Origin of the sequence: Mesorhizobium shangrilense, assembly GCF_040537815.1 — a bacterium.
Taxonomy (GTDB): domain Bacteria; phylum Pseudomonadota; class Alphaproteobacteria; order Rhizobiales; family Rhizobiaceae; genus Mesorhizobium; species Mesorhizobium shangrilense.
In genome coordinates this window covers 188150-212488 of sequence record NZ_JBEWSZ010000001.1, presented here as the reverse complement: position 1 = coordinate 212488, position 24339 = coordinate 188150, and the positions used below count along the sequence as shown (strand labels likewise).

General features: G+C 63.4%; 23 protein-coding genes and 2 pseudogenes. 10 read left to right on the top strand and 15 right to left on the bottom strand.

Translation table 11 applies throughout. The features are described 5' to 3' along the window. Nucleotides 1-546: 546 nt before the first annotated feature. From ABVQ20_RS01190 to ABVQ20_RS01180, 3 genes and pseudogenes are all read right to left on the bottom strand, one after another. Complete coding sequence (locus ABVQ20_RS01190; protein WP_354457675.1) at nucleotides 547-780, bottom strand: hypothetical protein; 234 nt, start codon at nucleotides 778-780, stop codon at nucleotides 547-549. Between the two features lie 176 nt (nucleotides 781-956). Then, nucleotides 957-1304, bottom strand: a pseudogene (locus tag ABVQ20_RS01185) (LysR substrate-binding domain-containing protein); the annotation flags it as partial. A 165-nt stretch (nucleotides 1305-1469) separates the two neighbouring features. Then, a complete protein-coding gene (locus ABVQ20_RS01180) occupies nucleotides 1470-2444 on the bottom strand; it encodes a helix-turn-helix domain-containing protein (protein ID WP_354457674.1) in 975 nt (324 codons plus the stop codon). 353 nt (nucleotides 2445-2797) lie between these two features. On the opposite strand from ABVQ20_RS01180, the gene ABVQ20_RS01175 reads away from it, so the two are divergent. The 3 genes and pseudogenes from ABVQ20_RS01175 (at nucleotide 2798) to ABVQ20_RS01165 (ending at nucleotide 5212) form a co-directional block, all read left to right on the top strand. After that, entirely contained in the window at nucleotides 2798-3622 is an 825-nt protein-coding gene (locus ABVQ20_RS01175; RefSeq protein ID WP_354457673.1) for a hypothetical protein, read from the top strand. A gap of 57 nt (nucleotides 3623-3679) precedes the next feature. Beyond that, nucleotides 3680-3874, top strand: a pseudogene (locus ABVQ20_RS01170) (SRPBCC family protein); the annotation flags it as partial. 363 nt (nucleotides 3875-4237) lie between these two features. Beyond that, on the top strand, nucleotides 4238-5212 hold the full coding sequence (locus ABVQ20_RS01165; protein WP_354462079.1) for a nucleoside hydrolase: 975 nt from the start codon (nucleotides 4238-4240) through the stop codon (nucleotides 5210-5212). Between the two features lie 327 nt (nucleotides 5213-5539). Here ABVQ20_RS01165 and ABVQ20_RS01160 read toward each other — a convergent pair whose 3' ends face one another. The 5 genes from ABVQ20_RS01160 to ABVQ20_RS01140 all read right to left on the bottom strand — a co-directional run bounded on the left by ABVQ20_RS01160 (nucleotide 5540) and on the right by ABVQ20_RS01140 (nucleotide 8935). Further along, nucleotides 5540-6172, bottom strand: coding sequence for a class I SAM-dependent methyltransferase (locus ABVQ20_RS01160; RefSeq protein WP_354457672.1), 633 nt, complete (start codon nucleotides 6170-6172; stop codon nucleotides 5540-5542). A gap of 107 nt (nucleotides 6173-6279) precedes the next feature. Then, nucleotides 6280-6693 (bottom strand): nuclear transport factor 2 family protein, encoded by a 414-nt coding sequence (locus tag ABVQ20_RS01155; RefSeq protein ID WP_354457671.1) that lies wholly within the window; start codon nucleotides 6691-6693, stop codon nucleotides 6280-6282. 75 nt (nucleotides 6694-6768) lie between these two features. Next, nucleotides 6769-7368: an NADPH-dependent F420 reductase gene (locus tag ABVQ20_RS01150; RefSeq protein ID WP_354457670.1), complete on the bottom strand. Its 600-nt coding sequence runs from the start codon at nucleotides 7366-7368 to the stop codon at nucleotides 6769-6771. Nucleotides 7369-7399: 31 nt separating this feature from the next. Next, complete coding sequence (locus ABVQ20_RS01145) at nucleotides 7400-8152, bottom strand: SDR family NAD(P)-dependent oxidoreductase (protein ID WP_354457669.1); 753 nt, start codon at nucleotides 8150-8152, stop codon at nucleotides 7400-7402. A gap of 48 nt (nucleotides 8153-8200) precedes the next feature. After that, the gene (locus ABVQ20_RS01140) at nucleotides 8201-8935 is read right to left on the bottom strand and encodes an SDR family NAD(P)-dependent oxidoreductase (protein ID WP_354462078.1); all 735 of its coding nucleotides are present in this window, start codon (nucleotides 8933-8935) and stop codon (nucleotides 8201-8203) included. Nucleotides 8936-9156: 221 nt separating this feature from the next. Between ABVQ20_RS01140 and ABVQ20_RS01135 the strand changes: the two genes are divergently transcribed. Together ABVQ20_RS01135 and ABVQ20_RS01130 are read left to right on the top strand one after the other, a co-directional pair. Then, nucleotides 9157-10080 carry a LysR family transcriptional regulator gene (locus tag ABVQ20_RS01135; protein WP_354457668.1) on the top strand — a complete coding sequence of 308 codons (924 nt, stop codon included), beginning with the start codon at nucleotides 9157-9159 and terminating at the stop codon, nucleotides 10078-10080. A 364-nt stretch (nucleotides 10081-10444) separates the two neighbouring features. Then, nucleotides 10445-10825, top strand: coding sequence for a hypothetical protein (locus ABVQ20_RS01130; RefSeq protein ID WP_354457667.1), 381 nt, complete (start codon nucleotides 10445-10447; stop codon nucleotides 10823-10825). Between the two features lie 110 nt (nucleotides 10826-10935). On the opposite strand, the gene ABVQ20_RS01125 is transcribed toward ABVQ20_RS01130, so the two are convergent. The 4 genes from ABVQ20_RS01125 to ABVQ20_RS01110 all read right to left on the bottom strand — a co-directional run bounded on the left by ABVQ20_RS01125 (nucleotide 10936) and on the right by ABVQ20_RS01110 (nucleotide 14601). After that, a complete protein-coding gene (locus ABVQ20_RS01125) occupies nucleotides 10936-11850 on the bottom strand; it encodes a nucleoside hydrolase (protein ID WP_354457666.1) in 915 nt (304 codons plus the stop codon). A gap of 78 nt (nucleotides 11851-11928) precedes the next feature. Then, a complete protein-coding gene (locus ABVQ20_RS01120; RefSeq protein ID WP_354457665.1) occupies nucleotides 11929-12912 on the bottom strand; it encodes an ABC transporter substrate-binding protein in 984 nt (327 codons plus the stop codon). A gap of 53 nt (nucleotides 12913-12965) precedes the next feature. Further along, nucleotides 12966-13778 carry an ABC transporter permease gene (locus ABVQ20_RS01115; RefSeq protein WP_354457664.1) on the bottom strand — a complete coding sequence of 271 codons (813 nt, stop codon included), beginning with the start codon at nucleotides 13776-13778 and terminating at the stop codon, nucleotides 12966-12968. A 19-nt stretch (nucleotides 13779-13797) separates the two neighbouring features. After that, complete coding sequence (locus ABVQ20_RS01110; RefSeq protein ID WP_354457663.1) at nucleotides 13798-14601, bottom strand: ABC transporter ATP-binding protein; 804 nt, start codon at nucleotides 14599-14601, stop codon at nucleotides 13798-13800. Nucleotides 14602-14898: 297 nt separating this feature from the next. Here ABVQ20_RS01110 and ABVQ20_RS01105 point away from each other — a divergent pair, with 297 nt between their 5' ends. Further along, nucleotides 14899-15894, top strand: a complete 996-nt coding sequence (locus ABVQ20_RS01105; protein WP_354457662.1) for a LacI family DNA-binding transcriptional regulator — start codon at nucleotides 14899-14901, stop codon at nucleotides 15892-15894. Between the two features lie 39 nt (nucleotides 15895-15933). On the opposite strand, the gene ABVQ20_RS01100 is transcribed toward ABVQ20_RS01105, so the two are convergent. Beyond that, the gene (locus ABVQ20_RS01100; protein WP_354457661.1) at nucleotides 15934-16647 is read right to left on the bottom strand and encodes a helix-turn-helix transcriptional regulator; all 714 of its coding nucleotides are present in this window, start codon (nucleotides 16645-16647) and stop codon (nucleotides 15934-15936) included. Nucleotides 16648-16742: 95 nt separating this feature from the next. On the opposite strand from ABVQ20_RS01100, the gene ABVQ20_RS01095 reads away from it, so the two are divergent. The 3 genes from ABVQ20_RS01095 to ABVQ20_RS01085 all read left to right on the top strand — a co-directional run bounded on the left by ABVQ20_RS01095 (nucleotide 16743) and on the right by ABVQ20_RS01085 (nucleotide 19812). Continuing rightward, nucleotides 16743-17153 (top strand): VOC family protein, encoded by a 411-nt coding sequence (locus tag ABVQ20_RS01095; RefSeq protein ID WP_354457660.1) that lies wholly within the window; start codon nucleotides 16743-16745, stop codon nucleotides 17151-17153. A 114-nt stretch (nucleotides 17154-17267) separates the two neighbouring features. Continuing rightward, the gene (locus ABVQ20_RS01090; protein WP_354457659.1) at nucleotides 17268-18659 is read left to right on the top strand and encodes a DUF1800 domain-containing protein; all 1392 of its coding nucleotides are present in this window, start codon (nucleotides 17268-17270) and stop codon (nucleotides 18657-18659) included. Nucleotides 18660-18663: 4 nt separating this feature from the next. Further along, nucleotides 18664-19812: a DUF1501 domain-containing protein gene (locus ABVQ20_RS01085; RefSeq protein ID WP_354457658.1), complete on the top strand. Its 1149-nt coding sequence runs from the start codon at nucleotides 18664-18666 to the stop codon at nucleotides 19810-19812. On the opposite strand, the gene ABVQ20_RS01080 is transcribed toward ABVQ20_RS01085, so the two are convergent. Beyond that, nucleotides 19790-21241, bottom strand: coding sequence for an amidase (locus ABVQ20_RS01080; RefSeq protein ID WP_354457657.1), 1452 nt, complete (start codon nucleotides 21239-21241; stop codon nucleotides 19790-19792). The two genes, ABVQ20_RS01085 and ABVQ20_RS01080, sit on opposite strands and share 23 nt — an antisense overlap. Nucleotides 21242-21369: 128 nt before the next feature. On the opposite strand from ABVQ20_RS01080, the gene ABVQ20_RS01075 reads away from it, so the two are divergent. Further along, the gene (locus tag ABVQ20_RS01075; protein WP_354457656.1) at nucleotides 21370-22146 is read left to right on the top strand and encodes a helix-turn-helix transcriptional regulator; all 777 of its coding nucleotides are present in this window, start codon (nucleotides 21370-21372) and stop codon (nucleotides 22144-22146) included. Nucleotides 22147-22561: 415 nt separating this feature from the next. Here the strand turns inward: ABVQ20_RS01075 and ABVQ20_RS01070 are convergent, their stop codons facing one another. Next, nucleotides 22562-23893: an APC family permease gene (locus tag ABVQ20_RS01070; RefSeq protein ID WP_354457655.1), complete on the bottom strand. Its 1332-nt coding sequence runs from the start codon at nucleotides 23891-23893 to the stop codon at nucleotides 22562-22564. Between the last annotated feature and the right edge of the window lie 446 nt (nucleotides 23894-24339).

The window sequence follows — 24339 nt, the reverse complement described above, 5'->3', positions numbered from 1 at the left end:
GGGCGCCTGTTAGGGGCCTCACAAAGCCGCTACACCCCGCCGACAAACCCCGACAGGGCTGATGCCGAGGTAGCCTACGGTGACACTTGCCTGTACGTTCTTGCTCGCGCAGGTGTGGCCTTAAGTCGCAAACTATTGGCTTCTTATGGCAGGGCCTCGGGCTTCATTGATGCTGCGACCAACACCATATGGTGATCCAGCCTTTCAAAACGAAAGAAGCTCGCTTCGGCGCGGTCGCGCCGCGGCCGTCAGCCGGCATCGGCTTATGAACCAGGAACCTGAAAACCATCATGCCTGAAAATATCAGACTGACTTCGAGAGACGTCCCACTTATTCAGCTAGGCGTCTATCAGTGCCGCTTCCCGGTGAGCGAAGACCCATCAGTACCCGGCGGTTACCGTTTTTGTGCCGGGCCAACTTCGACGGATCGCGTCTACTGCGATCACCACCACAGCATCGTGACTGCCGTCGACCCTCGTCGAGCCCGTTCGGGTCCCCACTTCGCTCAACGGCGCGCCGCGTAGGTACGTTCGCCCGCGCGGGGTTCTACTGGCCCGAAAACGTCACGCTCACGCCGCGCTGCCGAAAATAAGCCTGCATCAACTTGCGGCCCGAGCGGTTGTTCTGCACCAGTTTGGTCGGATCGAACACCGCCTGTTTCATCCCCTCTCGGGTCAGCGCTGCCTTGAGCGACGCTATATGTGCGTCGATGTCGGCATTGTCCGCCCGGAGCGAGGCATAGATATTTTCGGTCGCCTCGGCCACTGTCAGTTCGCTCACGGATGTCGTCCTTTTAATTGGTTGGGCGGCGGCTTAGCACAGATTCGCCGCACGCCGATACCGATGAGACCATCAGTGCACAGTGCCCGGGTAGGCGACAACGGTGTCGCTTCGAACTTGCAGGGCTAGGACGCGCCGACTATGGCGATGGCTCCCGACTGGGACGCCGCCCCCGACTATCCCCTGAACCGCTGCACATGGTCGATCAGCGCTCTCAGCTTGGGCGCGATGTTGCGGCGGCTTGGATAGTAGAGATAGAAGCCGGCAAAGTATGGGCGATAGTCTTCCAGCACGGGCACGAGGTCGCCGCGCTCGAGCGGCGTGCGAAAGCTCTCTTCCATGCCGAAGGCGATGCCGGCGCCGGCTATCGCCAGCTTGATCATCAGCGCCATGTCGTTGGTGGTGATGTGCGGCGGCACGGTGACACTGAAATCCTTGCCGGCTTCCGTGAATTCCCAGCGATAGGGCTGCACCCTCGGCGCGCGGCGCCAGCCGATGCAACGGTGGGCGGCGAGGTCGCTCGGTCCGCAACACGACGCACAAGAACCGGGCAATCAACATGCTGTCGGGCTTCGCCGGGGCGACCCAGAACGCCCTGATTGGGGCCGGTTGCGGATCGTCCGGTTTCTGGAGCGATATGTACCTAAAGCGGCCGTTTTGTATCTGGCCTTGAGTGCACGTCGAGGCCGTCAGGAATGGACGTCCTGCCTCAGGTCGGAAGGTGTCATGGCATAGGCATTGCGGAATACGCGGTTGAACGTCACGAGGTTACGAAACCCGCATGCAAACGCTATGTCGATGATGCGATGCTGCCGAAAGGCCCCGTCACGCAGCATGGTCATGGCTCTATCCAGCCTCTGCTCGCGGATATAACCTGCGATGCCCAGACCTGCCCGCTCGAAGTCCTTTCGCAACTGGCTCGTCGATACACAGACATGGGTGGCAATGGCCTCTTCACCCAGGTGCGGATCGTCCAGACGCTGGGCGATGAAGCTGAGGGCGGACAGCAGACGCCCCCTGCTCGAGGCTCCAAAGCGGGCCGTGTCCTTTTCGAGAGAAGCGCACTCCATGGACACGGCGGCCGCGATGAGATCGGCAATGTGTTCCGGTGCGAAATGCCTGATAAGCGGAGAGGCGGACTGCTGTTCGATCAGGACATCCACGTAAGCGCGCAGCAACACACTCGACATCGACGGACCTGGCACTGGTTTCATCAAGCGATCTTCGACGTTGGCGCACCGTTGACGGATGCGCTCGCGCCCAGTCTGCACGGCCATGAGGTCACATCTGCCGCCAGCCACCCTTATCAAGGATGGTTCGCACTGTTCGATGAGCACGGCGCCTCCGGGCTGGAGCTCTACAGAACGGCCGGACTGATCAACGCAGACCGTGGATTCCCCCGCATTCGAGAGCAACACGACATTGTTGGTGTTCTGCGCGGCAATATCATCGGCGGTTCGCGATATCGATTTCACCGTGCCGCGAATGGTACCGACTGATACCTCACCGGTTCGGGCAATTCTCAGTTCACCCTCAAATGAAGTCTCGGCGACAGGATCGGCTTGTAGATGGACATAGCCCGACGAGAGCGAGGAAATCCATTGCTCCTTGCGCAATGCTTCGTCGCCGATGAGATCATCCGATCTGTAGACAATCCTCTCCACGGATTACACAGAGACGGCAGACGTGCGGTCAGCGACGACCGAAAGGTGAAATCGGATCTTCATGATTGCTGAAATCTTTTCTCGAGATTGTTGCCGAACCTGAGCAAGTTCTACAGGCAAGCTAGCAAAATTGCAGAGGCCGCTCAACTTGCGAATCTAATTTCGCCAATCTCTCGCCTGCGCAGTACAGCCTGCCCGGCGCGACAAGCCGCAGTTTTATTTTGGCCTCATTGGTCAATGCCGGCTGTAGCGATCGTGAGAAGTATGAGATTTGACTATGAAATTTGACACTTTTGATGAGATGGAAGCGACGTTCGCATCTATCGTCCCGCGGAATGTCGAATGGGGACTTCATGCATCGTTTTCTGATTGCAGCAATTTCATTTTCAGTGACGACTTCTGCTTTGGCAGCCGATGCTGTGCAGGCGACTACAGAAGCTCCAATTATGAAGCCGCAGATTTCCGGCTATGGGGAAATTTATCTAGGCGGGCTCAAATTCTCTGACGAAGGCGACACGCTTCGGACAGGGGGCGGCACGGCACGCGTCAATATTCCGTTTGCGCAACGCTGGAATATCCAGATCGACGGAACCTACGATCGCGTCTGGGATCGCTTCAATCGCACCGACGGGATTGGCGGCGCCGTCCACGCATACTACCGCGATCCAAACCTCTTCGCAGCCGGCCTGTTCGCGTCCATAAAAGATTTCGGCGGCAATATCGACGGGGTCTATGATTACGCTGGCGGACCCGAGGCGCAGCTCTATTTCGGCAATCTTACCCTTTACGGCCAGGCCTATTACGGCAAGGACCACGTCGGCGATTTCACCGACGATCTTGACGAATGGGGCGTGCGTGGGGTTGCACGCTACTTCGTGCAGAAGAACCTGCGGCTCGATGCCGAAATTGCCTATAACGTGACGGACGCCGGATCCGTGAGCTTCGATACTGTCGGCATGTCCGTGCAGGCGATGTACCGGTTCGACACCACGCCCTGGTCGGTATTCGGGCGATACCAATTCGACCGCTTGTCCATCGAGTCCAACGACATCGATACCAGCAAATTCCTGATTGGCATCCGCGCCAGCTTTGGCTCGAAATCTCTTTTCGACGAAGACCGCAACGGCGCGACGATGGACACTTACCATCCAAATATCCTGGCGATCTCTGTGAAGTAGTTGGCAATCGAAGAGTGCTTTCGGCAGCCGCGACGATTGGGCCAAAGGATCGCAAGCATGCTTCGCGGTGACACGACGGCCGCGACCGTGCGGATACGCCGCCGGGTGCGGGCCGGGGCGGAGCAGATCTTCGACCTGTGGACCAAACCCGATTTGATGGTTCGGTGGATGAGCCCCTTCCCGCGTACGGTCAATTGCGAGGCAAGCTCTGACCTGCGCCCTGGCGGAGCCTTCAGCCTTGTCTACCGACCACGGCAATTGTCGAAGGTCACACGAGGGGCTGGGGAACCATATTGGACCATCTGGCGGACGCGGTTTCAAAAGACTTCTGGGTCGATTTCACATCATGGACTGACCGTGCCGGACGACTGCTTTCTAGAAGCCGGTCGGGAACGACCGACAAGGGGCGCTTCTCAGACAGGCAGCCTCCGGGCCGGTAGTCGGCTATTTGCCGCGGCAATCGTTGGACGGACGTTCCGCCGACCCACCGTTGCGGGCCGTGCCACCATGCCTACGCAGGCAGCGGCTGGCCTGCCCAGGTCGAGCACCGGAACCTTGACTGCGCGGGCGCGGCGGTCTCTTGTCCACAGGCTCGGCGACAAGGGAGGTGCCACCGTGGAAAAAATCATCCTGGACTGCGACCCCGGCCACGATGACGCCATCGCCATCCTGCTGGCGGCAGGCAATCCAAAGATCGATCTCCTCGGCATCACCACGGTTTCGGGCAACCACAATGTCGAGAACACCACGCGCAATGCGCTCTCCGTATGCACCGCCTATGGCATCAAGGTGCCGGTGGCGAAGGGTTCTCCCGGCCCGCTCATTGTCGATCAGGTGCTGGCCGTCGAGATCCACGGCGACACCGGGCTCGACGGCCCCGTACTGCCGCCCGCCTCGTTCGAGCTCGACAAGCGGCATGCCGTCGACTTCATCATCGACACCGTCATGGCGCATGAGCCGAAGACCGTCACGCTCGTGCCGGTCGGTCCGTACACCAACATCGCGCTCGCCATCCGCAAGGAGCCGCGCATCATCGAGCGGGTGAAGCGGGTGGTCGCGATGGGCGGAAGCTTCACGCGGGGCAACATCACGCCCCCGGCCGAGTTCAACGTCTATAGCGACCCGGAGGCCGCCGACATCGTTTTCCGCGCCGGTTGGGACGTCACCATGGTGGGGCTCGACCTCACGCACCAGGCGCTGGCCACCCCCGAACTGCAGAACAGGGTGCGCGCCGTCGGCGGCCCGATCGCCAAGTTCATCCTCGATATCTGGGAGTTCATAGCGACCACGCATGGCGGCCTGCTGCAGATCGAGTATCCTGCCGTCCATGACGCATGCTGCGTCGCCGCGATGATCGACCCGACCGTCTTCACCACGGAGAAGGCCGACATCCGCGTCGAAATTGCCGGCCGCTGGACCAAGGGCATGACGGTCTGCAATTTCGAGAAGATGGGCGGCATGCATCATTTCGGCGGCACGGCGAGCGAGCAGGTCGACTTCCGCCACACCGTGGCGATGAAGCTCGACCATCCCAAATTCTGCGACCTGATCGTCGACGCGCTTGAGCGCCTTGCAAGGCAGAGGGCGTGATCCGGGCTTCGTCCGGACGACCTGGTTGAAACGAGCGGCTTGGCGCAGTCGAGCGTCCGCCTGCCAGGGCAGCCAGGTCGAGCAACTGGCGAAACACATCGGCAAGCGGCTCCCGGATGCGGGTCGCGACGAGGGAAAATCGCCTTGCATCAAAGGTCGCCATCCGAGCCCCGGATTGACCGCTGTGGGCTGGTTGTGGATCGTCCGGTTTCAATCAACTTTCTGCGGTAAGCTGTCGTTCCGAAACCGACCCACAATCGGTCATCGCGCTTGTCAAAGCCGCCTCCCATAAAAGAGCCGACCTCATCGTTGGGGAATGGGTCAATGTCAGATCTTCAAAAATCGATAGGCGAAGCGATCGGTCTCGCCCTTGATCGAGGGATCGAACACCTTGATCGAGTGCGGATCATCCTTGTTCGCGAGCATGGTGCTTTCCGCGTCCAGCACGAAGCCGGCAGCCTCCACCTCCTCGCGCACGGAGGCAGGGTCGATCCGATGCAGCGACTGGGCATCGCCCGTGCCTGCCCCGGCGGCGGCGGCGTGGTCGACGATGACGTAGGACCCACCGGGCTTCAGCCGCTCGTAGACAGCTCGATTGAAGAGGCCCGCGGTCGCGCCCCTGCCCTGGATCAGCGCGGTGTGGAGATCGTGATAGAACAGGTGCAACCACAGGACATCCGCTGGCTGCGTAACCTCCGGCATCGCCACGAGGTCTGCTGAGACGGCTTCGACGTTCTCTCGGCCCGGCTCCTTCGCGAGTGTCCGCATGCGGCCGACCGGATCGTTCTTGAAGTCGGCGACTTCGGCCGGCACGAAGCTGTAGACCCGTCCTTCGGGTCCCACGATGTCGGAGAAGAGACGGGTCCAGTCGCCGTCGCCTGGGTAAACGTCGATCACGGTGGAGCCGGCATCGATGCGTGCGAACCGGATCAACTCGGATAGCTTGGATCGGTCGTACATCGGAATCTCCCTTACGGTTAGGCATTCGACGAGCGGGCGGCGTGCGAGGGGGCAATCCACGGCTGATCCACAGTCTACCCCGACCCGATGGCCGCAGATGGCCGGCGCTACGCCAGCCCGGACGCGTCCATCTGCGCAGCCCGGGCCAGCGCTTGCGTGTCGACATACTCCCGGATGTTCGTCAGTCTGCCATCTCGAACGGTAATGGCGAAGACCCAATTGTCCTCGAACGTCTTATTCGTGGCTTTGACTTTCCCCTTCGCGAAGCCGAGCACGAGGACCCGGTCTCCTTGCGCCACGAACTCCCGGGGTTCCGTGGACGTTTCTATCGACTTGGATGCCGTCTCAAGCAAATCCGCCAGCCCGGCGTGTCCGTGGCGCGTTCCGGCCAGCGGCCAGTCCTCGCCCGGAATGATCCACTCGATGTCTTCGGCGACCAGCGCCAGCAGAGCCTCCCTGTCGCCGCGGCCGATCGCGGCGAAGAAGTCCTTCACGGTCTGGATGTTCTCCTCGATACTCATAGGAATTTCTCCATTTCGCACGGATCGCATCGCGCTCCGTGCATCGTGGCCCTGCCGGTTGGCACGTCGTGTTCATCAGTCGAACTTGACCAGGTCCTTGAAGATCAGATGCCCCCAGCTATTTCCGCGCGCCTGGACCAGCAGCCCACCTTCCGACAGCCCGCCAAGTTTGATCGGCGAGAAGCCGAGCTTTTCCGCGAGCGCACCAATCTCCGCTGCGGCAGCGTCATCGTCGCTCGCCAGGAACACGACTCTCCTGCCACCATGCACGGCCGGGTCCTGATCAAGGACGGTAGCGACCACATGGTTGAAGCCCTTGACTAGTTTTGCACCAGAAAATGCCTGTGAAACGAACTTGGAAGAAGGCTGTCCCCCCAGTTTTTCAGGAGGCACGCCGTAGGCATTGGTCACATCGATGATGGTCTTCCCCTGCCAGGTGGGCAGCGCCTTCGCGACCTCAGGGTGCGACTCGAAACGAACAGCCAAAAAGATGATGTCCGCCTTGACGGCTTCCGCCAGTGTTTTGGGAATGATCGTGGGGCCGATCGCGGCCGCGGCGGATGCAAAGCTCTCCGGGTCGCGCGTGGTTGCAACGGATACTTCGATGCCCTTACGGGCAAACGTCTTGGCCAGGGCCTTGCCGATGTTGCCGAAGCCGATAATTGAATAGCTCACAATGCTCTCCGATCTTGTTTTAACGCCGGGGTCAGACCTGCGCCATGCCTCCGTCGACGGCGAGATCCACGCCAGTGATGAAAGAACTTTCATCGGAGGCGAGGAACGTGACGGCAGCCGCGATTTCCTCTGGTTTGCCCCTGCGACCCATTGGGATCTGTGACGCAAACTGGGCGGCCGCTTGCTCGGCTTGCTCAGGGGTAAGGCCAGTCGTTGTCTCCAAGGCCGGCGTCTCGATTGCTCCGGGACTCATTGCATTGACGCGGATTTTGCGGTCTTTGAGCTCCAGTGTCCAAGCGCGCGCGAAGTTGCGTACAGCCGCCTTACTCGCGGCGTAGGCACTAAACCCTGGAAGCCCCAACACGTTCGACACTGAAGAGTTCAGGATGATCGAACCGCCGTCTTTGAACAGGGGAAGGGCCTTCTGCACCGTAAAGAACAGACCCTTCACGTTCACATCGAAGGTCTGATCAAAATGTGCCTCAGTGGCGACCGCGAGCGGTGCGATTGTCCCCGCGCCCGCGTTCGCGAAGAGAATGTCGATGTGACCATGTTTCTCCTTCACGACGGCATAGAGGCGATCCAGATCTCCCAAGAGCGACACGTCACCCACGACCGCCGTGACGTTTCTCATGATGAAACCCGCAGCCTCCTTCAACTCTTTCTCCCGTCGCCCGGTAATCACGACGTGCGCACCTTCCTCCACGAAGCGCTTGGCGGTGGCCAACCCGATCCCGCTGCTTCCGCCCGTGATGACTGCGACTTTGCCTTCAAGTTTTTTCATGATGTTCTATCCTTCGTTGTGTTGCCCAGACGCGGGACCGCGCTGGGGTCAAAGTTGCGCCAGGCCGCCGTCGACGGCGACCTCGCTGGCGGTCATGAAGCTGCTGTCCGGCGACGCGAGAAAGGCGGCCACGGCCCCGATCTCCGCCGGATCGGCCATGCGCTGGAGCGGAGTCATCGCGCCGTAGGCCTTCTGGCCCTCCTCGCCCAGCGCTTCCTTCGCGAGTTCGGTCGCCGTCGCCCCGGGCGACAACACATTTACCCGGATGCCGGTGCCCTTCAGGTCCTCCGCCCAGGTCCGCGCGAGATTGCGCACGGCCGCCTTGCTCGCGCTGTAGGCGGTGAATGCCGGGGCGCCCGTGGTACCGGCGCTCGATCCGGTCAGGATGATCGAACCGCCCGGGCCCAACAGCGGCAACGCCTTCTGGACCGTGAAGATCGTGCCCTTCACATTGGTGTCGAAGGTTTCGTCAATGTGCTCGGCGGTGATCTGGCCGAGCGGAAGCGGGCTTCCCGCCCCGGCATTGGCGAAGACGATATCGAGGCTTCCGCGCTCGGCCTTCACAGCCGCGTAGAGCCGGTCGAGGTCGGCCTCATTCGAGACCGAGCCTTTCACCGCGCGGGCATTGGGCCCGAGGTCCGCCACAGCGGCGTCGAGCACTTCCTGTCGGCGGCCGAAGATGAAGACGAAGGCGCCCTCCTCGACGAATCGCTTCGCTGCGGCGCGGCCGATGCCGGTGGCGCCGCCGGTGATGACGGCGGTCTTTCCATTCAGTCTGGTCATGTCGTGCATCCTTCCAGGCTTCCGCCTTGGTCATCCGGGAACGCCCCGAGACCCTCAAGATGGGTCTGCCGGGGTCAGGCGTTCAGTGAGGAAGCGCGCACATCGGTGGTGCGAAATAGATCCGGCTGGGCGACTGATGTCAGTGTGACGATCGCCATACCTCTGGTCGATGTGCTAGATACGGGCTTTGGAAGGCGCACCGTGCGGTGCCGGATTGCACCATGATCGACTGGGATGACGTTCGCTACTTTCTTGCCGTCGCACGCGGAGGCTCGGTGCGGGCCGCCGCCAAGCGCCTCGGTGTGAACCACGCGACCGTGCTGCGACGCATCGCCCAACTCGAGGACCGCCTCGGGGCGCACATGTTCGAAAAGCTGCCTTCGGGCTACCGCCTGACGACTGCGGGGGAGGAGGTCCTCGAACTCGCGGAACAGATGGAAGCGTCGTCGCACCAGCTGGAGACGCGCGTCTTGGGGCGCGACCAGAGCGTGCGCGGGCTTCTGCGCGTGACACTGGCACCGACCCTCGCGACACATCTGCTCATGCCGGACTTCGCCGATTTCGCGCGTCTGCATCGGGACATCGAGATGGAAATCTTGTCGTCCGGCGAACTGGCAAATCTGACCAACCGAGAGGCCGACGTCGCGATCCGCGTCGTCTACGACCGCAAAACCCTGCCGCTCAATCTTCACGGCCTGAAGGGACCGGAGCTGTTCGGCGGCGTCTACATGTCCCGGGATCGACTAGCCGCGTGGCGTGCGGGCGCGCCGGATCCCATCCGGTGGATCGTCATAAGCATTCATGACATCCCGGACTGGGCCAGCGAGGGTGAGGTTCGCACCACGGGGGTTCCATTCAGGACCACGGACGGCGAGGCGCAGATCGTTGCCGTACGGCAAGGGATCGGGATGACGACGCTGCCGTGCTTCATCGGCGATGCCGACCCCCTGCTGGTGAGGGTGCCGGGTACCGACCTGCACATGTACGGAACGGTTTGGCTTCTCACACAGGGGGAGACACGCAAGACGAAGCGTGTGCGGCTCTTCACCGAGTTCGTATCCCGCAGCCTCGCCGCGTACGCGCCGCTGCTCGGGGGACTGTCCGTATCGCGCGAGGCGACGGTGCAGCCGTCGCCGGCCAGATGACCGAATGGCGGCTTTTAGGAGCAAAGAAACTTTGGCACGAATGACCGAATGAGGGCGCGAAGCGGTCATCCATGCCTCGGCTGGTGTAAGTCAAGGCTCCCCACCCTGCCCCCCTGAACGCTGCACATGATCAATCGGGAGGGAAGACAGGTGTGGCATGCTGAACACGCCGGCATGATCCCTGTACCGGCGGTCATGGGCCGTGGCCGGTAGATGAGCTGGAACATGGCATCTCGCCGCCGGCGCATGGACGCGTTGGAATCCTCTTCGCCGACGACGAAGCGCTTTCGCCTGTCAGCCAGAGACCTTGTCAGCCAGGGACATAGATGGTTTCCTGACGTCCGGACCAAAGGAGGCGCACCAGATGAGCGATCGACGTCACTCGGGCCTGAAGTTGGCTGCCTTTGCAGGACTTTGTCTGGTGGTTGCAGGCTGCGCCACCAGCGCCAGACGGGATGACGGCTGGCTGACCACGGATCAGGCGAACGCCGAGAGCAAGCAGATGCAAGCAGATGGCATGATGCCTGTCGCCATCGACTGCTGGTCGGACAAAAGCACCTCACCCCCCGAATACCTGTTGCGTACCAAATGGGCGCCGAATCCCAGAAATCTCCTCTGGAGGTGGGATGTCGGCGACGCCAACTATATGAAACAACGCAAGATCGCCGCCGCCCGTGACAGATTGAAGATCGTCCAGTTCAGGTCCGACATCAATTCCTACTGCGCGATCTGGCGAAGCGCGTAACGCGGAAACTGTCCGAGGGGAGCGGCTTCGTCGGCGGCCCGGACGAAAGCCCGAAGCCTCCGACGCATCTTTTCCGAGGATAATGGCGGCCGCAGGCGCCTCAGCTGCAACTACAGAAGCCGCAGCCGCTGGTCGATGAGCTGGAACAGCCTGGAGTCATCCACCTCGGTGATGACATGGCAGACCGGAAGGCCCTGGCCCGCGCCATTCTCGACCGCCCGCGTGCGGCCATAGGCGCCCTTGGGATCGCAGTCGACCTCAACCACCGCATCGACGCCCTTGAACAGGGTGGGGTCGATCAGGAAGGCGGTCACGCAGGGGTCATGCAGGCTGGCGTCGCCGCTGCCATAGTAGCGCATCATGGCGATGGCCGTCTTCATGATCGGGCTGCTGTCGCGCTCCAGCTGGTCGAACCGCTCCTGGGTCAGCGTGGCATGCCGGGTCACGTCCAGTCCGAACATGGTCATCGGGATGCCCGACGACAGCACGATCTGCGCCGCGTGCGGATCGATCCAGATGTTGAACTCGGCATCGGTCGCGGTGTTGCCCGGATTGAAGACGGCGCCGCCCATGAGGACGATGGCCTTGATCTTGGCCGCAATGGACGGCTCCTTGATCAGCGCCAGCGCGATGTTGGTCAGCGGCCCGATCGGGCACAGCGTGATCTGGCCGGGCTCGCGCATCACGGTGTCGATGATGAAGTCGACGGCGTGCTGGCGCTCAGCCTCGTGGGTGGCATCGGCCACGCCGAGATCGCCAAGGCCGTCGAGCCCGTGCACCGAGGGCTCCCTCGGATGACCCGGCATGATCGGGCGGCTGCAGCCGGCATGGACCGGAATATCCTGGCGGCCGGCCATGGCGGTGATGCGCAAGGCGTTGCGCGTGGTCAACGGCAGCGAGACATTGCCGTTGACCGTCGTGATGCCGACGATCTCGATCTCGTCGGGCGAGGCAAACGCCAGGAGAAGCGCGATGGCGTCGTCCACGCCGGGGTCGCAATCAACGATAATTCTGCTCTTGGCCATGCAAGTCCATTTCCTGTGTAGCGGTAAAAAGGGTCACCCCGCTTGGGGTGACCCTTGTCGTGAGAGGCGATGTCGCGCCTATTTCAGCAGTTCGTTGGTGTAGTATTTCGAGGCTGGGAGGACGTCCTTGATCTGGTCGGTGTCCTTCAGCGCCTGGGCGATCGGCAGCCAGTTCTTGTCTTCCTGCATCATGTAGCCGGTGTCGCCCTTCATCAGCGCGGCGGTCAGCTTCCAGCCGGAGACGTTGTAGGCAAGGCTGCCGCCTTCCGGGTAAGCCTTGGTGAACATATCGGCTGCTTCGTCGGGATGTTCGACGGCCCATTCGGTCGCCTTGATCGTGGCGCGCATCCACTTCTTGGCGACGTCGCCATGAGCAGCCAGGTAGTCGGTGGAAGCGGTGTAGGTCCACACCGGCACGTCGGGCGCGCCGGCGGCCTTGCCGACAAGCGCGGTCGGGTCCTTCTTCAGCGTCTCCTGAACCTGCGGCACCAGGTAGTTCTCGGTGTTGGTGGCAATGTCGATCTTGCCGGCGAGCAGCAGGTTGGTGTCGGAATCCTGCGCGATGATCAGCTTGACGTCGTCCTCGGTCAGCTTGGCCGCCTTGAGCACGAAAGGCATCATCGCCTTGGTCCAGGAGTCGGTGTAGATGGCGATCGACTTGCCCTTCAGATTGTCGAGCGAAAGCGGCTCGCCGGGACGGCCGAACAGGCCCCAATTGTTGCTCTTCGTGTAGAGGCCGATCGAGGTGATTGGGATGCCCTGCGAAGCGCCGAACACGACGTCGGTGGTGGCCTCGAAGCCGATCTCGGCCTGGCCGACGGCGAGCAGCCGCGCGGTGGTCTGCGAGTCCGGCGGGAAGATGACATCGACCTTGAGGCCCTCGGCTTCATAAAAGCCCTTCTGCTGGCCGACCAGCGTCGGGATCAACTCGAAGTCGGCACTCGGCCAGTCATAGACGAAGCGAACCGTGGTGAGGTCGGCGGCAGCGGCTGGTGCCGCACCAAAGGCAGCACCCAAGGCAAGCAGGCCCACGGTTGCCGAGATCATCCTTGTATAGGTCATATCAACTAACTCCTCCGGTTATCGTTGGTGGTATTTCGAGATGGGTGGCCGCTTCACGCGGTCCGCGCTGGCTTCCACTGCGCCCATGCCGGTGCGGTGGAGCGCGAGCGCCATGGCGTCATCAGCACTTCGAGCCCGAACACCAGCAGGAACGAGCCGACGCCGATGACGGTCAAAAGCAGCATGGCCGCGTAGACGCCGACGGTGTTCATCTGCGCGTTGGCGGTCAGCAGATACGTGCCCAGGCCCTGCTTGGACGATGCCGTCCATTCGCCGATCACCGCGCCCGTCACCGCATAGGTGGCGCCGATCTTGAGGCCGGAAAACAGCGGGCCGATGCAGGCCGGCAGCTTGACGATGGCGAAGGTGCGCAACCCGCCGCCGCCCATCAGGCGGGCGAGGTTCAGCATGTCGCGGTCGACCGAAGCCAGTCCGTCGAGCACGTTGACGACGACCGGGAAGAACACGATCCAGGCGACGATGATCAGCTTTGGCGTCAGGCCGAAGCCGAAGACGATGACCAGGGGTGCTGCGATGGCGACGATCGGCACGGCCTGCGAGATGATCAGTGCCGGCATGACCAGCCGCTGCACCACGCGGATCTGCCCCATCGCGAGGGCGAGCAGGAAGCCGATGAGCGCGCCGAGCAGGTAACCAACAGCGGTTTCATAGAGCGTCTGGCCGGTCAGCACCGAAAGCCGGGGCCAATTGTCGAACAGCGTCGAGAAGGCAAGCGCCGGCGGCGGAATGACATAGGGCGGCAGCCCGGTGACCCATACCAGCACCTGCCAGGAGGCCAGGATCAGCACCATGGCCACGACCCAGATCATGAACGGCCCTGCGGCCGCTCCAAACCGTGTGTTCATTTCGGTGACCTTCCCTGGATCAGTGGTAGAGGTGCTTCATGATCTGCCGCTTCAGGCCGACGAAAACGTCGGTCGTCAACACTTCCAGCGGCCGTGGCCTGGGCAGGTCGACGGTCAGGATCTCGGCGATGCGGCCGGGGCGCGGCGTCATCACCACGATGCGGTCGGCAAGATAGATCGCCTCGTCGACGTCATGGGTGACGAACAGGATGGTGCGGTTGAGGTCGCGCCACAGCTGCAGCAGCCATTGCTGCATGCCAAGGCGCGTCTGCGCGTCGAGCGCGCCGAACGGTTCGTCGAGCAGCATCACCTGCCGTCCCGCGGCGATCGTGCGCATCATGGCGACGCGCTGGCGCATGCCGCCCGACAGTGCGTGCGGATAGTGGTTGAGGAAGTCGCCCAGGCCATAACGCGTCGCCAGTTCGGCTGCCTGTTCCTGGTCCCTGGCCGTGGCACCACGCGTCAGCGACGCCGCCAGCGTGATGTTGCCGAGCACGGTGCGCCAGGGCAGCATCAGATCCTTCTGCAGCATGTAGCCGACCTGGCCGGGACGGCTGCTGACGTCCTGGCCGTCGAGCACAATCTTGCCCGACGTCGCCTGCAGCAGTCCCGAGACGACATTGAACAGCGTGCTCTTGCCGCAGCCGGAGGCGCCGAGGATGCAGACGAATTCGCCATCGGCGATGTCGAGGCTGACATCGCTGAGCGCGGTCACCGACCCGAAACTGACATTGAGTTTCTCGATCGACAGTTTGGTCACGGGTGATGTTCGCAATCCGGTAGCCTCCTCGCCGACAGCGCCCGGCTCAAGCGTTTGTCGCATTCAGAAATCCCTTCGATGCAGGCAGGCGCCGTCTCGAAAAAGCATAAATCCCCCAAGACACACCCGACCCTCCCCGGATGTGCCTGGTAACCAACGGAAGCCTTCCGACGCGTAGAACGACGAAGAACTTGCGTAGGTAAACGTTTACCTAGATGCTAATATCGCGGTTGTCAATCGCGCGGCGAAGGCTGTCGATCGCGCGACCTGTTTCTCGGAATCGGTATCCGTGCTAATCGCGGATCGACGTTGCGATGGCGGCTGGAGACAGGCTGTCGCTGGTCGAGGTGGCGAGGGAATGTGGCAACGACGATCAAGGATATCGCCCGGCGGGCTGGTGTATCGACCGCAACGGTTTCAAAGGTCCTCAACCGGAAAGACCAGTTCATAAGCGAGGAGACCCGGGGAAAAATCCGGGCCCTGGTCAAGGAACTCAACTACACGCCCAACTCGATTGCCCGCTCGCTGATCACCCGCAGTTCGCGCGTCATCGGCATCATCGTGCCGGATATCCTCAATGCCTATTTCACCGAGCTGGTCCGCGCCTGCGACGAGGCCGCGCGCGAGCGCGGCTATTCGACAATCCTGTGCAATTCCGACAGCGACCCCGAAAAAGAGGCGTCGCATCTGACCTTCCTCGCCAGCCACGGTGTCGATGGCATCGTACTCGCCGCCAGCGACCTGATTCCGGATGCCGGGCTGCTGGAGAGGCTTCGCATCCCCCTGGTGTCGATGGACCGGGAGGTTCCCGACCTCGATTGCCTCGCCGCGCGCATCGACACCGATTACGAGATCGGCGCCTTCCTGTCGGCCAGCCATCTGATCGCCAACGGACACAGCCGCATCGCCTTCGTCAGCGGCAACCCCCTGGCCTCGAACACCCGGATCAGGCGCGCGGGGTTCGAGCGGGCGCATCGCGAGGCCGGGCTGCCGGTCGATCCCGACCTGATCGAGTGCGGCGCCTTCAACCATCGGTTCGGACTGCTGGCGACACGCACCCTGCTCGACCGCACCAGCTTCTCCGCCATGTGCTGCATGAGCGACATGCTGGCGATGGGCGCCACCGTGGCGCTTCGCGAACGAGGCCTGAGCGTTCCCGAAGACTGCGCGGTGATGGGCTTCGACAACATCTACATCGCGCCGCTTCTCGTCCGGCCCCTGTCGACGATCGAAAGGCGCATTTCGGAGGCCGGCCATCTGGCGATCGGCGCGCTCATCGATTTCCTGGATGATCCCACCCATCCGCGCCGGATGGTGCTGATGGAGCCAACGGTGATCCAGCGCGAGACGACATAGCGCGAAGAACCGGTCACCCGCCTCCCCGATCGCCTCGCGTCAGAACAGGCTGACGCGGCGCTCGGCCTCGAAGTGGCGCGTCCATTGCGCCTTGAGATCGACGGGCCGGCGGCCGTGGCGCTCGTCCAGGAATTCGGCGGCGATGATGCGATCCATCCGAAAATGCCGGAAGGTCGAGCGCAGCTCGCACCAGGCGGCGAGCAGCCGGACGGTTTCGGCATAGCCGATGATCACCGGCCAGATCGTCCGCTCGCTCTCCCTGCCCTGGTCGTCGCGGTAGCTTATATGGATCTTGCGGCCGCTGCGGATCCACTGCCGGGTGCGCGTGACATCGATGCCGTCCGGCGCGGTCCCTCTGCCCGGCGGCGCGCCCATGGTCGGGCCGATGGTCGGGTTGGCGATGAAGGGGCGTAGATGTTCGGGAACGCCTGCCGATATCTTGGCGATCAGGTCGCGCGCGGCCGCCGCCAGCACCGCGTCGCCCTTGTCCGCCACCCATTGCGCACCCAGCACGGCCGCCTCCAGCTCGTCGGGCGTCAGCATCAGCGGCGGCATGTCGAAATCCGGGTCGAGCACGTAGCCCAGACCCGCCGCGCCCTCGATCGGCACACGCTGTCCGATCAGGTCGGCGATGTCGCGGTACACCGAGCGCTTCGACACTTCGAGCTCCTCGGCCAGTTGACTGGCCGTCACCGGACGGCTGGAGCGCCGCATGATCTGGATGATCTGGAACAGTCGATCGGCGCGGCGCATTGCGTCCTCCTGTTGCCACTATGCTGGCAGCAGCCCCGGTTTACCAGTCGGTTACAGGCCCGGTCGCGGGCTTCAGCCAACAAGGGAAGACCATCATGAATTTCGTCTCGATCCGCGTCATCACCACCGACGTCCAGCGCCTGGCGCGCTTCTACGAGGAGATCACCGGCATGGCCGTGACGATGTACACGCCCGACTTCGGCGAGCTCGTGACACCGGCCTGCACGCTGGCCATCGGCAGCACGCGCACCCTGCAGCTGTTCGGCGGCGATATTGCCCGCCCCGCCGACAACCACACCGCCATCCTCGAATTCCGCGTCGGCGACGTCGATGCCGAATTCGACCGGCTGTCGGGAACCCTCGCCGGCGCCATCGTGCAGGAGCCGACCACCATGCCCTGGGGCAACCGCTCGCTCCTGTTTCGCGATCCCGACGGCAATCTGGTCAACTTCTTCACGCCTGTCACCGCCGAGGCAATCCGGAAGTTCGACAAGCAGGGTGCGTAGAATTCGCGCCTGCCGGCCCAGCCGAGACGCAAACTAAATTTGGCCCGCCGCGACGGATCGACCGCCACCATCCGTTCAACCTTGCAACAAGCCAACCTTGCAGGGATTGCACACATGGCCACTCCCCCCAATGCCGACCAGGCCATCGCGCTCAACCGCTTCGGGCTGGGCGCGCGCGCCGACGACACGGCGCCCGCCGACCCCAGGCAGTGGCTGCTTGGGCAGATGGACCACTATGAGGCGGCGCCGGCCGCCTTTGCCTCGGCCGACACCTCCGCCGCGATCGCATCGCAATACCGGGAGGATCGCGCCGACCTGAAGGCTGACGCGAAGGACGACGATGCCGACGCCAAGGCCGCGGCGCTGAAGGCGCTGCGCCAGAAGGGCCAGGAGCTCTACCGCACTGAGGTCGCCATGCGCGTCGCCTCGGCACTGACGACCCCTACCCCGTTCCTGGAACGGCTCGTCTATTTCTGGGCGAATCATTTCGCTGTCTCCGCCGACAAGCCGCAGGTGACGATCCTGGCCGGGGCCTTCGAGCGCGAGGCGATCCGGCCGCATGTGCTGGGACGTTTCGAGGACATGCTGATCGCTGTCGAGCGGCATCCGGCGATGCTGTTCTTCCTCGACCAGGTCCGATCGGCCGGGCCGAACAGCAAGCTGGCCGAGCGCGTCGAGCGCAACGGCAACAAGCGCAAGATCGGCATCAACGAGAACCTCGCCCGCGAGATCATGGAACTGCACACGCTGGGCGTCCGCACCGGCTACACGCAGGCCGACGTCACCCAGTTCGCGCTGGCGCTGAGCGGCTGGAGCATCGGCGGCCTCAATGCGAAAACCGAAGGCGACGAGACCGCCGGCTTCAAGTTCCGCCCGCCCATGCACGAGCCCGGCCCAAAAACCATCATCGGCAAGAGCTACCCGCAGCAGGGCGAAGGTCAGGCCCGCGCGGTGCTGCACGACCTGGCGTCTTCCGACGCCACGGCGCTGCATCTGGCGACCAAGCTCGCCCGCCATTTCATCGCCGACGATCCGCCCGATGAGGCGGTTGCCGCCCTGCAGGCCGCCTTCATCTCGTCGCGCGGCGATCTGCCGACGGTCTATCACACGCTGATCGATCTGAAGTCGGCGTGGACGCCGCAGCCGGTGAAATTCAAGACGCCATGGGAATGGACGATTTCCGCCTTGCGCGGACTTGGCATGACCGATGTGACCGACATGCCGGTGGCGCCGATGCTGAACCAGCTTGGCCAGCCCGTGTGGCGGCCGCGCTCGCCCGCCGGCTATGACGATATCGCCGCCAGTTGGGCCGCGCCGGACGCGCTGGTGCGCCGGGTCGAGGTCGCGCAGCGGCTGACCCGCAAACTCGACATCGATCCGCGCCAGCTCGCGCCACGCATCTTGCCTGCTGTCAGCACGATGACCGCCACCGAAGTCGGCCGCGCGGAATCGCTGCACACCGGCCTCGCGCTCCTGATCGTCTCGCCCGATTTCCAACGGAGGTAAGACCATGATCCACCGCCGCCAGTTCCTCCGCTTCGCCGCCGCCGGCGCCGGATCGCTGTTGCTTGCCCCGCACATCGTCTTCGCCAATGTCGCGACCGAGCGGCGCTTCGTCTTCATCATCCAGCGCGGTGCTGCCGACGGGCTGAACACCGTCGTCCCCTATGCCGACCCCGCCTATGCCGGTCTGCGCGGCGACCTCGCCATCGATCCGGCCACGGCGCTGAAACTCGACGGCACCTTCGCGCTGCATTCTTCGCTGGCCGAGCTTGCCAAGATGTATGCGGCCAAACAGGCGCTGTTCGTGCAGGCCGTCGCCTCGCCCTATCGAGACCGTTCGCATTTCGATGGCCAGAACGTGCTGGAGACCGGCGGCGTCAATCCCTACCAGCTCAAGGATGGCTGGCTGAACCGGCTGGTCTCGCTGATGCCGAAATCGAAGGGCGATGCGATTGCCTTCGCGCCGACCATTCCGCTCGCCTTGCGCGGCGGCGCCGAGGTCACCTCCTACGCGCCCTCCAACCTCAAGGAGGCCGACGACGACCTGCTGACGCGCGTCAGCACGCTCTACGATGCCGACCCGCAATTGCACGCGCTGTGGAGCGAGGCGATGCAAGCGCGCGGCCTTGCCGACCAGCAGAAGGCCGGCCAGAGCCCACAGGATGTCGGCCGCACCGCGGCGACCTTCCTTGGCCGCGCCGACGGACCGCGCATCGCCATGATCGAGACCAATGGCTGGGACACGCACAGCGCCCAGGCCGGGAGGCTCGGCAACCAGCTGCGCGGCCTCGACGCGTTGATCGCGGCACTGCGCGACGGCCTTGGCGACAACTGGGCCCAGACCACCGTGTTCGTGGCCACCGAGTTCGGCCGCACCGCCGCCGCCAACGGCACGCAAGGCACCGACCACGGCACGGCATCGGCCGCCATGGTGGTGGGCGGCGCCGTCAAGGGCGGCCGCATCCTCTCCGACTGGCCGGGCCTTTCGGCCAAGGCGCTCTATGAGGGCCGCGACCTCGCCCCGACCCTCGACCTCGACGCGCTGATCGCCACCGTCGCCGCCGAGAGCCTGCATCTCGACCCGGAACTGACCATGCGCACTTTGTTTCCGGACCGGCCGTTCAACAAGGCGCTCAGCGGGTTGATATCAGCCTGAGCGCTGCGTCAGTGTGAGTAGCTATCGGTGCCGCGCTGATGCTGGCGGCGGTGAGCCGCGCCTCCACGGCCGTCGCCATCGACAGCACCTGTTCGTCGGCAAAACGCCGGCCGACGATCTGCAGGCCGACCGGCAGTCCGTCCGCCGCGAAGCCGGCGGGCAGCGACAGCGCCGGCAGTTGCGGCAGCATGTTGAAGGGACAGGTGAGGTCCAGCCCCTTGAAACGGCCATCGGGCAGCGTTGCGGCATAGTCGTCGTCGTTCTCGGTCACCGGCGGCGCTGTGATGGCGCAGGTCGGGCACAGCAGCGCATCGTAGTTTTCGTAGAGCCGCGCCATATCCCGCCACATCGTGGTGCGCAGCAGCTCCACCCGCTTGTAGGTGGTCGCGTTCATCGCCAGGCCGCGTTCGATCATCGAAACCACCGACGGGTCCATGTGGTGGCGATGAACTGTGAGTTCGTCGCCGAAGAAGGCCGACATGAAGACGCACCAGAGATCGAACCACTCGTCGTTGACGGCGCGCGTCCAGCCCATCGGCACCTCGTCGACGACGGCCCCTGCCCGACGCATCTCCGCCACGGCCTGCCGGATGACGGCTTCGACCTGTGGCTGGATCTGGTAGTAGCCGAGATCGAGCGACAGCGCGAAACGCTTGCCTTCGAGCCCGCCAATGCCAGCCGCCGCGCCGTCAAAACCGATCGGCAGCGAGGCGATGTCCTCGTCGCTGCCGCCCGCCGCCGCTTCCATGAAGGCGACGGCGTCGCCGACGCTGCGCGCCAGCGGGCCGAAATGCGAGATGTTGTCGAACACGCTGGGCAGGATGGTCATCGGGATGCGACCGAGGCTGGGCTTCAGCCCGACGACGCCGCAGAAGGCGGCGGGAATGCGCACCGAGCCGCCCATGTCCGTGCCCTCGGCGAAGGGCACCACGCCCGTCGCCACCGCCACGCCGGCGCCACCGGAAGAACCGCCACTGGTGCGCTCCGGGTTCCACGGGTTGCGGGTCACGCCCCAGCGTGGGCTGTTGGTGAAGGAGGAGAAGGCGAATTCCGGCGTCGTCGTCTTGCCGATCAGGATCGCGCCGGCGGCTTGCAGGCGGCGGATGCACAGCGCCGTCTCCGTCGGCACCCAATCGCCCTTCGTCCATGACCCCAGCGTCGTCAGATCGCCGGCGGTCGGCGTCAGGTCCTTGGCCGCGAACGGTACGCCATGCAGCGGCCCGGTGGCCTCGCCCAGCGCTACGGCCCGGTCGGCTTGGGCAGCCGCTTCCAGCGCCTGCTCCTCGCGGATGACGGCAAAGGCGTTGAGCCTCTCGCCGACTGCCCTGGCGCGGCGGATGGACTCTTCAACCACCGTCTGCGCACTGAAGGCGCCGGATCGGACACCGTCGGCGATGGCGTTGGCGTTGAGGTCCAGCGGATGGGTCATGGTTCGGTTCTCCGGTGAATTCATGCCGGTTGGCTTTGGTTTTTGGAAGGAAACGGAAAGCATTCTTGCCCCGCGACGCCGGACCTGCACAATCTCGCCAACGCTGGAACAGAGGACCCGCCGTTGCCATGAAATCCGCCGACAAAGGCCCGCATCCGTCCTTCGATGCCTGGAATGCCGGCCTTGGCGCCGCGGCGGCCGCAATCGGCGCGCGCGGATTTCCCGATGCGCTGGCGGCGGCACTTCGCCTGCTGACGCCCTTCCAGATGATGAACGGTTTTATCTATTCGCCGGCCGGGCGCGCCTTCGACCTCTACAATGAGAAGATCGTCGCCGAGCGTTCGATCATCGTCGACCGCTACCTTGCCGGCGCCTATGTGCTGGACCCATTCTACGACGCGGTACGCGGCGACGGCACAGAGCGCATGATCGTAATGCGGGAACTCGCGCCCGACGATTTCGCGCACACCGAATATTATCGGCGCCACTATGCGACGACTGAGATCATCGACGAGATCGGTTTCGTGCTGAAGCTGGAGAACGGTTTTGCCGGCGTGCTGTCGCTGTCGCGAACAGGTTCCGCGCCGCTGTTTGCCGAAGACGAGCTGGAGCGGCTGAAATCCGCCGCGCCCATCGTCTGCGCGCTGGCGGCGCGGCACTGGTTTCATGTCCCCGGCCTCTCGCTCGACATCAAGAACGCCGCCCCGGCGGCGCGGATCGAACATCCACTGCTGACCAGGCGCGAGCTCGAAATCGTCACTTTGGTCCTCAAGGGCCATTCCAACCTCTCGCTCGCCGCAGTCCTGTCGCTGTCGCCCAACACGGTGAAGGTCCATCGCCGGCAGATCTATTCGAAACTTGCCATATCCAGCCAGGCGGAACTGTTCCGACTGTTTTTGGCCTAGGTTTGAACTCAAGCAGATGGCCGCCGCCAGCTTTGTGTGCACATTCTCGGAACGAATCGCTCAGCATCAGTGGGTTATGAATCGCGCTTTCGAGCCAGGAGTGATCGATGAGTAGTAGCTCTCAGATGGAAAGATATGTCTGGGCCTCTGTCCTGTATTACGCCGTGGTGATTGTTGCTTGCGTGCTTCTTGTCGCCATGGGTAATCTCGGTGTTCTGTGGAGCATGCTTGCCATATTGGGCTACGGTGCGTTGATGATAACTCTCAATGCATGGCGACGCAGGAGACATCCGCGAAGTGTCTATCAAGTAGAATTGGCCAAATCGGATGTCGAAACGAGAGCCGAAAATTCCGATTCCCGAACAAGCAGATAAAGCGGCGGCCTGACTCACTGTAAGAGGCCGCCGCTCGTGCCCTATTCGGCGAAATCCATCTCCGGCGGTGCGACCTGGAAGAAGCTGGTCAGGTAGGCGAGATAGACGATGCCGACCGCCAGCCAGACCAGGCCGAGCACCTTGGCATTGCCGTCGAGGTTCCACAGCAGGAAGAGGTCGCAGACCGCCGCCAGCGCCGGGATGATCAACCCGATCAGCATGCCGAGCGGACGCACCTGCTGGTCATGCTTCAGGTAGAGCGCGATCACCGAGACGTTGACGGCGGTGAAGGCGAGGAAGGCGCCGAAATTGATGAACGAGGTCGAGGTGGTGACGTCCATGGTCAGCGCCGCAAGGCCGACGATGCCGACAAGGATCAGGTTGAGGATCGGCGTTTGCCACTTCGGATGCAGATTGCCGAAGAACGAGACGGGCAGCACCGTGTCGCGCCCCATGGCGTAGAGCAGCCGGCCGACGCTCGCCTGCGCGGCAAGACCCGAGGTGAACTGCGCCACGACCAGCGTTGCCAGGAAGATGGTGACGAACAGGTCGCCGCCGATCGCCTTGGCGATTTCGGTGGCGGCGGCGTCGACCGAGACGAAATCCATGCCGGGATGGGCAAGCTGCGTGACATAGGCCGAGGCAATGAAGATCAGGCCGCCCGCCAGCGCGATGATCAGGATTGCCTTCGGCATGGTGCGCTTTGCATCCCTGGTCTCCTCGGTCAGCGTCGACACGGCGTCAAAGCCAAGGAACGAATAGGCGGCGATGGCCGCACCCGCGACCGAGGCCGAGAACGGCACGCCTTCCTTGAAGAAGGGCGTGACCGAAACGAGGCCGCCGGGTCCGTTCAGCGCCACCACATAGCGGGCGGCTAGGAACAGGAAGGCGGCGAGCACGCCGAGCTGCACCAGCATCAGGATGAAGTTGACGCGGTTGGCGAAGGCGATGCCGACGACATTGACCACCGTCGTCACCGCGATGAAGCTGACGATCCACACCCAGGTCGGAACCGCGGGGAAGGCCGAGGCGAGATAGGCGGCACCAATCAGCCAGATCACCATCGGCAGGAAGAAATAGTCGAGCAGCACCGCCCAGCCGACAAGGAAGCCGATGCTGGGGCTGATCGAGCGGCGGGCATAGGTGTAGGCCGAGCCGGCGACCGGATACACCCGCGCCATGACGCCGTAGCTGATGGCGGTGAGCAGGATGGCCGCGGCAGCTATGAGATAGGCCATGGCGGTCGTTCCCTGGCTTGCCGCCGCCAGCGCGCCAAAGGTGCCGAAGACGATCATCGGCGTCATGTAGGCCAGGCCGAAAAGCACGACGGACCAGAGTCCGAGCGTGCGGTCGAGTTTGACAGTGTCTTGCATGGTTCCGCCTCCGGAAAGATGTGTTCGATGCCTTTTCCGGAAACTGGCCGTAACGCAGGCCTCCGGTGGCATTTCTTGAAGTTGACGCAAAACATGACTTAGCCGGCGCAGCGCGACCATAACCCCAAGGTACTATGCGAAATCGCGCCTGTCCCAGGCGGCTGGCGCGCTCGCCGCCCCAAGGAAGATGGTGCGTATCGGAACCTCAAAAGCATCGGTCGGGGGTGCGTTCGACCTGTCGTGGAAGGCCGCGCGAGCCATCCGCGATTGAGCCGCCCGACTTCGCAAGCCTTACCCTTTTGTATGGTTGCGGCAATCTGGCCTCAAGCTACGCCATCTAGGCTTGGTTCAACGGACGATCTCCGTGGCCTGTCCGCGGCCGCGGCTGAAGCGGGTTGACCGACGGCATGTATTGCTTCACGCTGTCCGGGGACCAGAAAGGTCAA